Origin of the sequence: Nocardia sp. NPDC050412 (genome assembly GCF_044458825.1) — a bacterium.
Classification (GTDB): domain Bacteria; phylum Actinomycetota; class Actinomycetes; order Mycobacteriales; family Mycobacteriaceae; genus Nocardia.
In genome coordinates, this window is the sequence record NZ_JBITIJ010000008.1 from 113,277 (window position 1) to 124,385 (window position 11,109).

The window sequence follows — 11,109 nt, forward strand, 5'->3', positions numbered from 1 at the left end:
GTCATCACATATCACCTTCGGGCTGGTCGGTGAGGACTGTTCGGGAGCGCCGCAGGGTGCCGTGGCCGGTCACCTCGTAATAGGACATCGCGGTGAGCGGCGGTGAATAGGCGTGCACGCTGAGCGTCGGATCGAGCGGCCCGACGGATTCCACGGCAGTGCCGTTTCGAGCGACCTGCGAGCAGTCGCCAGCGGCCGGTGCGCGCATCACATCGTGCACCCAGCCGATCGGGAACGAGGCCTGATCCCCCGCGGTCAGGGTGCGTCGGCGCAGTTCCGTTCCGTTCCAGCGGAATTCCGAAAGCGCGCCGCTGAGCACGGTCAATGCGCCGAGCGAGCCGGCGTGATCGTGCAATTCGGTGGATTTGCCGGGCGTCCAGCTGATCAGCCAGACATCGACCTCGTCGTCGGAAAGCAGCCGGGTGGCCCAGCGCTCATCGGTCGGCCAAATTCCATTGGCGGGCAACAGATGGTCGTAACGTCCCGCGAGTACGTCTTCGGCGCCCTCGTCGGTCAGCCGCAGCAGATCGGCGGGACGCAGGCGGGTGGGTAATGCAGAAGAGACGGCACGATCCAGCGGCGGGGTAGCCGAAAGGGCATTACGTGCGGAATTGAGCGAAAGAACGGAAGAACGCATCAGCGAATCTCCAGGAGTATGTCAACGGTCGAGGGACTTGGTCAGCCTCGAACGGTCGAGGCAGGTCAGCCTCGACAACACTCCTGGGTGCTCACGCGGGAATACACGGGAGCGAGTGTAGCAGTGCCGAAACCGGCGGCAAAGTGGCCGGTCATGCGCGAGCACCCCGGATCGGCATATCAAGCGCCCTTACGGCGCTGATTGCGCTCGTAGACCAGGCGCAACCCGGTCAATGTGAGATGCGGCTCGTGGTGGTCGATGGTCTCCGATTCCGGCACGATCAACGGCGCGGTGTGGCCGGTCGCGACCACCGCGACATCGTCACCGGCGAATGCGTCGAATTCATCGCGAATCCGATCGATCAGGCCGTCCACCAAACCGGCGAAGCCGAATATCGCACCGGATTGGATGGCCTCGACGGTGTTCTTGCCGACCACCGAACGCGGCCGCGCCAACTCGACCCGGCGCAATGCGGCGCGCTCGATGAGCGCCTCGCCGGAGATCTCCACACCCGGCGCGAGCACACCACCGAGAAACTCGCCCTTGGCCGATACCAGATCGACGGTGGTGGCCGTACCGAAATCCACGACAATCGCGGCCGTACCGAAACGATGATGGGCGGCAAGGGTGTTCACGATGCGGTCCGCGCCGATTTCCTTGGGATTGTCCACAAGTAGCGGAATACCGGTTCGCACACCGGGTTCCACCACCACATGCGGCACGTGATCCCAATAGCGAGTGAGCATCGATCTGATCTCGCGCAGTACCGGCGGCACGGTGGACAACGCCGAAACCCCGACGATCTCCTCCACCTGCTCACCGACCAATCCGCGCACCTGCATGGCGAATTCGTCCGCGGTCAGCAGCGGATTGGTATGTATCCGCCAGTGCCGCACCAACTTCGCGTGATTACCACTGCCCGAGAACAATCCGAGCTCAATGCTCGTATTCCGGACATCGATGGTCAGCAGCATCGGCTCAGGCGTGAGCGACGGACACGGCGGCGGCAGCCCGCGTAACCACGGAGGGCCCCGGGAACGCCGCATCGGGCACAGCGGTCAGCGAGCGCGGGGTGACCAGACCGGAACCCTCCGGGGCATGCGCCGGATCGGAACCGAGATCGGTCGCACGATTGTGCTCGTCGACGAATACGACCTTCGGGGCGTATTCCTTCAGCTCCGCCTCGTCCATCATGCCGTAGGCGATCAGGATGACCAGATCACCGGGATGCACGAGATGTGCGGCGGCGCCATTGATTCCGATGACACCCGAACCGCGCTCACCGGCGATCACATAAGTCTCCAGGCGGGCGCCGTTATCGATATCGACAATGCAGACCTGCTCACCCTCGAGCAGATCGGCGGCGTCGAGCAGATCCTGGTCGACGGTCACCGAACCGACATAGTGCAGATCGGCATGGGTCACCGTGGCGCGGTGGATCTTCGACTTCATCATGGTGCGCAACATCGCTGTCGCCCTTCCTAAATATTGGCCTGGGCAGGCTGGGAGTCGGTCGCGGCGGTGCGCGAATCAGGGAGTGTGGGGCCGCCAGCGACTGCTTGCAGGTCGCTCGAAACAACGTCGCTCGACACAACGTCGCTCGACACAACGTCGCTCGACACAACACCGCCACCATCGACGGGCGCGCCGAGTGCGACGGCGGTGTTGTCGATCAAGCGGGTCGAGCCGACCTTGGCGGCGACGAGCAGGCGCGCATTGCCGTTCGCGGGGGCGGGGCCGAGTGCGGACGAGCGCAATTCGAGATAGTCGACATCGACACCGGGAGCCGCGTCGAGCACTGCGCGGGCCGCGGCCAGCACGGCATCCGCACCGAGCGCGCCGGCATGCCGACCCGCGGCCAGCGCCGCCGACAGGGCCAGTGCCGATTCCCGTTGTGCCGCATCGAGATACCGATTGCGGGAAGACAGTGCGAGGCCGTCGTGTTCGCGAACCGTCGGCAACGGGACGATCTTGACGTCCATATTCAGATCGCGCACCATCTGGCGGATCAGGGTGAGCTGCTGATAGTCCTTCTCTCCGAAGAATGCCTCGGTCGGGCGCGCGATATTCAGCAGCTTGGCGACCACGGTCAGCATGCCCGCGAAATGCGTCGGGCGGCTGGCACCTTCGAGCTCGGCGCCGATCGGACCGGGATGCACGGTGGTGCGCGGGCCGTCCGGATACATATCCGAGGCGCTCGGCGCGAATACCAGCTCCACGCCCTCCTTGCGCAGCAATTCGACGTCTGCGTCGAGGGTTCGCGGGTATTTGTCCAGATCCTCGTTTGCGCCGAACTGCAGCGGATTCACGAAAATCGAGACGATGACCACCTGATTGGTCCGCTTGGCCCGGCGCACGATCTCGAGATGCCCCTCGTGCAGTGCGCCCATGGTTGGTACCAGGCCGACGGTACGTCCGACGCCGCGCAGGGCCTTGGAGACCGCGGCGATCACCTCGGGATCGTGGTGCACCGTCAGCTCGCCGCGCCGATACGCGCTCTGCTCGATATGGCGCTCTCCGGGCCCTCCGTGGTTACGCACGCCGCCTCCTCCGGGCCCGTCGATCGCGCCGGGAAAACTTCGGATCCATCATCGGCCTCCCTCCAGCAGCTCGATCAGAGCCGGATTGGTCTTGGCGCGCTCGGCCGTGCGCAGCGACATGGCGCGATAGCCCGCGGCCAAGCGGGTATCGACGGCGGCCATGGCGCTCAGATGTGCGGCAACGGCATCCGCATCACCACGCGCCACCGGACCGGTCAGCGCGGACTGACCGCGGCGCAGGGCGTTGTCGAGGGCGGCCGAGGCCAATGGGGCGAGCAGACGTTCAGCCAGACCGTTCGGTTGATCGTCGACGATCTGCTGGCCGAGCAGGCCGGGGCCAGCGAGTGCGGCGCGTAATGCGTCGACCGCGTCCAGCACCACCGTGACCAGGTGATTACTGCCGTGTGCGAGTGCGGCGTGATAGAGCTGGCGATTCTCTTCCTGCACCCGAACCGGCTCGCCGCCCATCTCGATCACCAGCGATTGCGCGATGGCGAAGCCGATTTCGTCGGCGGCGGTAATGCCGAAGCAGGCATTGCCGAGCCGGGCGACGTCCTCGTCGTGTCCGGTGAAGGTCATGGCCGGATGGATGGCCAGCGGCAATACGCCACGCTCGGCCAGTGGAGCAAGCACGCCCACACCATTGGCGCCAGAGGTATGCGCGACGATGGTGCCGGCGCGGACCACATCCGCGGATACGAGCCCGCGCACCAGCCCGGGTAGTTCGGCATCGGGTACCGCGAGCAGCAGCAATTCGCTGCGTGCGGCCACCTCCTCGACCGGCAGGATTTCGGATTCGGGTAGTCGCGTGCGGGCCCGATGCACCGAGGCATCGGAAATGGCAGCCACGCCGAACACCACGTGTCCGGCGCGCTCGAGCGCCGCGCCGAGTGCGGAACCGACGCGTCCCGCCGAGACGATTCCCACCGTCAAGCGTGCAGGCGCGGGGTCACCCGAAGCAGCGTTGTCAGGGTTGACGCTTCTCGAGGTCAACGTTGTCCTCTCGATGTCGTTCCAGTCCCGGACAGCCGGGTACCAGACGTTACGCACCGAGAATATCGGCCCATCCTTCGCCGATGCCACGGGGCACCCGCGTGATTTACACCGCAGTGTTGGATTTGCTCTGTCTTTTGGCAGCGCCTTCGGCGCCGCGTGTTCGCAGCCAGGGAGTGCGTGGCCCTCACCGCTCGCGCCGGATCAGCGTCCGGTACGGCGTCCGTTTTCTTCCGACTGCAGGTTGGCCATGATCTCGGCCACCGAAAGTCGACGCGACGAATTGCCGGAGTCGGCTTCCGGATCGACGCGGCGACGGCGGCGGGAGGTGGCGGTGCCCGGCGGCGGGACCGTGGTCGTCGGGCGTGGGGCGGGCTCCGGATTCGGGGTCGGCTCCGGTGCCGAGAAGTCCTGCTCGGCTTCGGACGCGGTCGGCTCGGGCTCCGGCAAACGCGGCGGCACGGTGTACTCGAGCGGCTGTAGCCGCGGCGGAACACCGGTCTTATCCGGATCCTCGGTGAACGCGTCGGCCCAGCCGCCAGTGGTGGCCAGCGGGCCGGTGTCGTGCATATCGTCGACCTCGGCGTCGGTGATCTCTGAATCGTCGAGATCGTCGAGATCGTCGAGATCGTCGAGATCGTCGAGATCGTCGATCTGGACGATAGCGGTCTCCGCGGTCACCGGATCGTCGAAGGGACTCGCGAAGCGTGGAGGCTCCGGATGATCCGAGTCGAAGACAGGGGTGAAGGTGCTAGGAGATTGCTGAAACGCCATGTCCAGCCAGCTGTCGGCATTCGCCGAGCTATTGTTGGCCGAATTTCCGGATGCGCTCGGCAACTCCTGAATCCGGGTCGCATCGGCGCGCAATGCGGGTCGATCCATCGGCAGATCACCGTCGAAGAGCCGCTGCAGGCTCTCCCGGAGCACGGTGAGTTCGGCGCGCAGGGCGGCCATTTCGGTCGCATCGGCACCCACTTCCGCGCGCACCCGCGCCTCGACGCCGAGCTCGTATTCGCGTCGGGCGGTCACCTCGCGTTCCAACTGGAGTTCGTACACCGTCTGCAGGTCACGGACCTTGGCCTTATCGATCGTGGCTTCCTTGCGGTACCGCGTCGCGGCCAAAGCGCCGATCACGGCCGCCCACAGCGCCGCCACCAAGCCGATCCGAACAAACTGCAGACGGTCACTGAAAACCAGGAAAACGCTGGCAACCAGACCGAGCAGAATCAATACGCCGATGAACAATTTTCCCGCGTCGTCCCGCCGTCGACGAGAGGTGCTGCTACGGGAGGGTGAAACCATGCACGCCAGGGTAGCTTGATCAGCCAGCCGCGCCCAGATTCTCGCGCAGTGATTCCGCCAGGATTATTTGCTATGTAGTTGCCGGATCATCTGAAGGATCCTCCGGAGCCCGACAGCAGTACTCCAGCCACAGTGCCGCAGCTACCAAAGCCACCCCCGCCAGCATCCCGACAATTGCGCCGGGGCTATCCGCCCCCGCCGCATTCAAGGTGTCGCGCTGTGGATAAACCCACAAAAGGAAACCCAGCCATACCCCGGCAGCAAGCGAGCCGACTTGCGCGGACGCCTTGGCCAATGCGACCGCGCGGGCCGCGGTGATCGGATGCAGCTGATGGCTGCCGTCACCGATCTGATGTTCATTGACCCGCGCGCGGATTACGAAACCGAGTGCCACTTCGATCGCGGCGACCGGATAAAGCGATGCGCCCGCGTAAATCGAGATCGGCGGGAAACTGCCATAGGCCATCCGCGTGAGCAACCAGGCGATGAGGGCCGCGACGACGACATTCGCGATGAGATCGAAAATCCGGGTCGGCTTCAGTTTCACGACGCCGATCCCTCCGCGGCTGCCGGCAGCACGAATTCGGTCGGTCGGACACCCGCGCGTTCGGCCGCGTCTAGTTCGGCGAGCCAGTCGCGCACCAGCCGCACGGTGCCATCGACCTCGAGTTCCGCGTCCGGCTGCACATCCAGCCACGGGATCAGTACGAAGGCCCGCTTGTGCGCCTGCGGATGCGGCAGGGTCAATTCCGGATCGTCACTGCGACTGACCGCGCCGTCCTCGGCACACCACACCACATCGACATCGAGAGTGCGCGCGCCCCAACGCACTTCGCGCACCCGACCGGCGGCCTGCTCCAACTGCTGGCCGAAGCGCAACCAATCGTGCGGGCCGAATTGCGGATCACCGACCAGCACAATGGCATTGAGATAGTCGTCCTGTTCGACACCGCCCCACGGCGCGGTCGAGTACACCGGCGACACCGCCACCACCCGCTCCCCCAGCCCGTCGACAACGCTGCGCAGATGCGCGAGCCGATCGCCCAGATTCGAGCCGATCGACAAGACGGCGTGACTCATGCCACCACTCCCCGCTGCCGCGAGGTGACCACGCGGACATCGGCGAAGGTATGCGGAATGGGCGCGGACGGTTTGTGCACGACGACCTCGACCGACTGGATGCGTGGATCGGTCATCACATCGTCGGCGATATCGGCGACCACCTTTTCGATGAGATTGCGCGGCGGCCCCTGGATGATCTGCACGGCCCGCTCGGCGAGGGCGCCGTAGTCGATGGTGTTCGCGAGGTCATCGGTGGCCGCGGCGGCGGCGAAATCGGTCCATACCGTCAGATCGACCAGGAATTCCTGGCCGTCGCGGCGTTCATAGTCGAAGCAGCCGTGATAGCCATACGCGCGCAGGCCGCGCAGCTCGATCCGGTCGGGCTGGTGCCCACCAGCCTCCCGGCCGCTATCCCTCATCGAATCGCTGCGCGATGCTGCGGTCATAGAACGGCTCCTCGGGGGCTCTGCCTCGCAGCGCGCTGCCAGGCATCGGTCACGGCAATGGCATCGAGCGAGGCACGCACATCGTGGACGCGGACACCCCAGGCCCCGTGCAGGGCGGCCAGCGCCGACACCGTCGCGGTGGCGGTCTCCCGGCCGTCGGGCGGCCGCGGGCCGGTGGCATCGGCGAGCAGGGAGCCGAGGAAACGTTTACGAGAGGCGCCGATAAGTATCGGCAGCCCGCGGCCGACCAATTCGGGCAGCGCGCCGAGCAGCGCCCAATTGTGTTCGGCATTCTTGGCGAAACCGAGGCCGGGATCGAGCACCAACCGGGACCGGTCGACACCGGCCGCGACGGCCAGTTCCACCTGCGCGGTCAATTCGGCGAGCACCTCGGCGACCACGTCGTCGTAGTAGTCGGCCGGACCGGTGTGCCGATAGTCCGCACCCGCCCGCCAGTGCATGAGGATCCACGGAACCTCAGCCGCCGCAATGACTTTCACCATATCCGGATCGGCGCGACCACCGGAGACGTCGTTGACGACCGAAACTCCGGCCGCGATCGCCGCCTCGGCGACACCGGCCCGCATGGTGTCAACACTGGTCGGCACACCCGCGGCAACCAAACCGCGAATGACCGGAACCACCCGCGCGGCCTCGGTTTCCGGATCGATCCGCACTGCACCGGGCCGGGTCGACTCGCCACCGATATCGATGATGTCGGCGCCCGCCTCGAACAGCTCGATGCCGTGTGCGATGGCCAGACTCGGATCCAGATAGCGGCCGCCGTCGGAGAACGAATCACTGGTGACGTTCACGACCCCCATCACCACACAGGAGCGGTCACCGCTAGCGATTGCTTGCAGGTCGCTCGAAACGACACCGCGCGGCGCGACACTGCTCCGGACGGCATCGGGGGCGTGGGTCGACACCGCGCGGGGCCTCACTTCCGCAGGATCAGATCGAGGGCCTCGGCCCGCGAGGCGGCGTTGGACTGCAGCAGACCGCGCACGGCGGAGGTGGTGGTGCTGGCACCGGGCTTGCGAATACCGCGCATGGCCATGCACAGATGCTCGGCCTCGATCACGACAATGGCACCGCGCGGATCCAGCTTGCGCATGACCGCATCGGCGATCTGGCTGGTCAGCCGCTCCTGCACCTGCGGACGCTTGGCGTACAGATCGACCAGCCTGGCCAGTTTGGACAGTCCGGTCACCCGGCCGTGCGGGCCGGGAATATAGCCGACGTGCGCGACGCCGTGGAAGGACACCAGATGGTGTTCACAGGTCGAGTACAGCGGGATATCGCGAACCAGCACCAATTCCTGGTGCCCCTCGTCGAAGGTGGTGTTCAGCACCGCATCCGGCTCGGTGTAGAGCCCGGCGAACATCTCCCGATAGGCGCGGGCCACCCGCGCGGGCGTATCGATCAGGCCGGGCCGGTCCGGATTCTCGCCGACCGCGATCAGCAGTTCTCGGATCGCGGCCTCGGCTCGGGGCTGATCGAATGGGCGGCCGCTCTCCAGTGCGATCAGGTCCGGCTCGGGGCCCGCACCGTTGTACTTGACCGGTTCATCGAACTCGTCGAAATTGCTGGCATTCGCAACGGCACCGCCGCTCCCATGCCCGGGGCCACCGACGTGATTGTTGGCCGACAATCGAGGACACCTCCAAAATCTCGGGTACGAGCAATCACCCCGCACCCAGATGGTCGAGCCTAATCGGCACGTGTCAGTGCCGACCGTTCGGTCCATCCCAATCGTGGTTCTCGCCCTCGTTATTCCCGGTGCCGTTGGCGGGCTCGTCATAGCCGTCGTTGCCCCGGCCCGGCTGACCCCATGGCTGTTGCGGCTGCGGGTAGCCGTGGCGCGGCTGCGGCTCACCCTGCCAGCCGCCGTAGCCCGGCTGACCCGACTGCTGCTGCTCGTCGCGCGGCGGCCACCCCGGGGCCGACCAACCGGCCGGAGCACCATAATCCGGCCGTGAGCCGTGCGTCGCGCCCTGTCGCGGATAAGCCGGGGAGGGGGCCTGCGGCAACGGGTAACCGGGCGCGGGCTGCTCGGGGTGACCGCCGCCGTAGCGCGGTTCCTGATAACCACCGTCCGGGTAGCCATTGGCCACGGCGGGTTCACGCTGCGGCAGCTTCGGCAGCGCCGGCGCCTGCGGGGGCCACGGCTCGCCGCGCTCGGCGGCCAGTTCGCCCGGGGTCTTCACCGGCGGCTTATCCGATGGCACGCGCTCGCCGAAATCGTTGAACGCCGTGATGCGCGGCCGCTTCTGCACCGCGGCGAGGATCTCCTCGAGATCCTTGCGGTGCAAGGTCTCCCGCTCCAGCAGTGCCGTGGCGAGCACATCGAGCACATCGCGGTACTCGTTGAGGATTGCCCACGCCTCGGTGTGCGCGGCCTCGATCAGGTTGCGCACCTCCTCATCGATGGCGCCGGCGACCTCGTGCGAGTAATCCGAACCCATGCCCATCGAGCGCCCGAGGAACGGGTCGCCCTGCTCTTGGCCGTAGCGCACCGCGCCCAGACGTGCGCTCATGCCGTATTCGGTGACCATCGCGCGCGCGATCTTGGTGGCCTGGTCGATATCCGAGGACGCACCGGTGGTCGGCTCGTGGAACACCAGTTCCTCGGCCGCGCGGCCGCCCATCGCCATGACCAGGCGGGCGATCATCTCCGAGCGGGTCATCAGGCCCTTGTCGTCCTCGGGCACCGTCATGGCGTGGCCGCCGGTGCGACCGCGGGCCAGGATGGTCACCTTGTAGACCGGCTCGATATCCGGCATCGCCCAGGCGGCCAGGGTGTGGCCGCCCTCGTGGTAGGCGGTGATCTTCTTCTCGTGCTCGCTGATGATGCGGCTCTTACGGCGCGGACCACCGACGACGCGGTCCACCGACTCCTCGAGTTGCTCGCCGGTGATCACCGCGCCGTTCTCACGGGCAGTGAGCAGTGCGGCCTCGTTGACGACATTGGCCAGATCCGCGCCGGACATGCCGACGGTGCGCTTGGCCAGACCGTCGAGATCGGCCTCCGGCGAGATCGGCTTGCCCTGCGAATGCACCCGCAGGATGGCACGACGCCCGGCCAGGTCCGGATTGCTGACCGGGATCTGCCGGTCGAACCGGCCCGGACGCAGCAAGGCCGGATCGAGGATGTCGGGGCGATTGGTCGCGGCGATCAGGATGACGCCGGTGCGATCGCCGAAGCCGTCCATCTCGACGAGCAACTGGTTCAGCGTCTGCTCACGCTCGTCGTGACCACCGCCGAGTCCGGCGCCGCGCTGGCGGCCGACCGCGTCGATCTCGTCGACGAAGATGATGCACGGGCTGTTCTGCTTGGCCTGCTCGAACAGGTCGCGCACGCGGGAGGCGCCGACACCGACGAACATCTCGACGAAGTCCGAACCGGAGATGGTGAAGAACGGCACCCCGGCCTCACCCGCGACGGCACGCGCCAGCAGGGTCTTACCGGTACCGGGCGGGCCGTAGAGCAGCACGCCCTTCGGGATCTTCGCGCCCAGCGCCTGGTAGCGCACCGGGTTCTGCAGGAAGTCCTTGATTTCGTAGAGCTCTTCGACGGCCTCGTCGGCGCCGGCCACATCCGCGAAGGTGGTCTTGGGCATGTCCTTGGACAGCTGTTTGGCCTTGGACTTGCCGAAGCCCATCATGCCGCCGCGACCACCGCCCTGCATGCGCGACATCACAAAGATGAACAGGCCCAACAAGATCACCATCGGCAGCACGAACAACAGGATCTGGGTGAACCAGCTGTCCTGTTTGACCACGGTGTTGAATGGTGCGCCGGACTTCTGTACGGCATCGAAGACCTGGTTGGAGGTCTCACTGCCACCGGGATACTTGGCGATGACCTTCTTCGAGCCCGAGGTGGCGTCGTTCCCGTTGTTCAGCTCGATGCGCAGCTGCTGCTCGCGATCGTCGATCTGGACGTTCTTGACGTTGCTCTTGTCGTTCAGCTGACTCAACGCCACCGAGGTATCGACGCTCTTCCAGCCGCGCGTGTCATTGCCGAAATAGCTGAACGCATAAATCACGAGCAAAATGCCCGAGACTATGGCCAGGGTGCGAAACACAGTCTTGCGGTTCATAGAGCTTAGGCCGGGCGGCCAGT

At 66.1% G+C, this 11,109-nt stretch carries 12 protein-coding genes; all 12 read right to left on the reverse strand.

The window, feature by feature from the left end; translation table 11 throughout:
- Positions 1-4: 4 nt before the first annotated feature.
- The 12 genes from ACIBI6_RS23340 to ftsH all read right to left on the reverse strand — a co-directional run bounded on the left by ACIBI6_RS23340 (position 5) and on the right by ftsH (position 11,086).
- Positions 5-637: a cysteine dioxygenase gene (locus tag ACIBI6_RS23340; protein WP_396957732.1), complete on the reverse strand. Its 633-nt coding sequence runs from the start codon at positions 635-637 to the stop codon at positions 5-7.
- Between the two features lie 179 nt (positions 638-816).
- Positions 817-1,611, reverse strand: coding sequence for a type III pantothenate kinase (locus tag ACIBI6_RS23345; protein ID WP_364353913.1), 795 nt, complete (start codon positions 1,609-1,611; stop codon positions 817-819).
- A gap of 4 nt (positions 1,612-1,615) precedes the next feature.
- On the reverse strand, positions 1,616-2,104 hold the full coding sequence (gene panD / locus ACIBI6_RS23350) for an aspartate 1-decarboxylase (protein ID WP_364353916.1): 489 nt from the start codon (positions 2,102-2,104) through the stop codon (positions 1,616-1,618).
- Between the two features lie 14 nt (positions 2,105-2,118).
- Positions 2,119-3,177: a pantoate--beta-alanine ligase gene (gene panC, locus ACIBI6_RS23355; RefSeq protein ID WP_364353919.1), complete on the reverse strand. Its 1,059-nt coding sequence runs from the start codon at positions 3,175-3,177 to the stop codon at positions 2,119-2,121.
- A 48-nt stretch (positions 3,178-3,225) separates the two neighbouring features.
- Entirely contained in the window at positions 3,226-4,170 is a 945-nt protein-coding gene (locus tag ACIBI6_RS23360; protein ID WP_364353922.1) for a DUF2520 domain-containing protein, read from the reverse strand.
- A 204-nt stretch (positions 4,171-4,374) separates the two neighbouring features.
- Positions 4,375-5,472, reverse strand: coding sequence for a DUF6779 domain-containing protein (locus tag ACIBI6_RS23365; protein ID WP_396957735.1), 1,098 nt, complete (start codon positions 5,470-5,472; stop codon positions 4,375-4,377).
- Between the two features lie 70 nt (positions 5,473-5,542).
- Positions 5,543-6,013, reverse strand: a complete 471-nt coding sequence (locus tag ACIBI6_RS23370) for a DUF3180 domain-containing protein (protein WP_364354212.1) — start codon at positions 6,011-6,013, stop codon at positions 5,543-5,545.
- 2 nt (positions 6,014-6,015) lie between these two features.
- A complete protein-coding gene (gene folK, locus ACIBI6_RS23375) occupies positions 6,016-6,552 on the reverse strand; it encodes a 2-amino-4-hydroxy-6-hydroxymethyldihydropteridine diphosphokinase (protein ID WP_364353928.1) in 537 nt (178 codons plus the stop codon).
- A complete protein-coding gene (folB, locus tag ACIBI6_RS23380) occupies positions 6,549-6,953 on the reverse strand; it encodes a dihydroneopterin aldolase (protein WP_364354215.1) in 405 nt (134 codons plus the stop codon). The genes folK and folB overlap by 4 nt, the downstream gene beginning before the upstream one ends.
- Positions 6,954-6,976: 23 nt before the next feature.
- Positions 6,977-7,804 carry a dihydropteroate synthase gene (gene folP, locus ACIBI6_RS23385; protein ID WP_396957738.1) on the reverse strand — a complete coding sequence of 276 codons (828 nt, stop codon included), beginning with the start codon at positions 7,802-7,804 and terminating at the stop codon, positions 6,977-6,979.
- A 116-nt stretch (positions 7,805-7,920) separates the two neighbouring features.
- Positions 7,921-8,634, reverse strand: a complete 714-nt coding sequence (folE, locus tag ACIBI6_RS23390) for a GTP cyclohydrolase I FolE (protein WP_396957740.1) — start codon at positions 8,632-8,634, stop codon at positions 7,921-7,923.
- Between the two features lie 73 nt (positions 8,635-8,707).
- Complete coding sequence (gene ftsH / locus ACIBI6_RS23395; RefSeq protein ID WP_364353934.1) at positions 8,708-11,086, reverse strand: ATP-dependent zinc metalloprotease FtsH; 2,379 nt, start codon at positions 11,084-11,086, stop codon at positions 8,708-8,710.
- Positions 11,087-11,109 lie beyond the last annotated feature (23 nt).

Coding starts and splice junctions, on each gene's coding strand:
- panD (WP_364353916.1), bottom strand. CDS start 2,104: ATGTTGCGCACCATGATGAAGTCGAAGATCCACCGCGCCACGGTGACC.
- ACIBI6_RS23340 (WP_396957732.1), bottom strand. CDS start 637: ATGCGTTCTTCCGTTCTTTCGCTCAATTCCGCACGTAATGCCCTTTCG.
- ftsH (WP_364353934.1), bottom strand. CDS start 11,086: ATGAACCGCAAGACTGTGTTTCGCACCCTGGCCATAGTCTCGGGCATT.
- ACIBI6_RS23345 (WP_364353913.1), bottom strand. CDS start 1,611: ATGCTGCTGACCATCGATGTCCGGAATACGAGCATTGAGCTCGGATTG.
- folP (WP_396957738.1), bottom strand. CDS start 7,804: ATGGGGGTCGTGAACGTCACCAGTGATTCGTTCTCCGACGGCGGCCGC.
- ACIBI6_RS23365 (WP_396957735.1), bottom strand. CDS start 5,472: ATGGTTTCACCCTCCCGTAGCAGCACCTCTCGTCGACGGCGGGACGAC.
- folB (WP_364354215.1), bottom strand. CDS start 6,953: ATGAGGGATAGCGGCCGGGAGGCTGGTGGGCACCAGCCCGACCGGATC.
- folK (WP_364353928.1), bottom strand. CDS start 6,552: ATGAGTCACGCCGTCTTGTCGATCGGCTCGAATCTGGGCGATCGGCTC.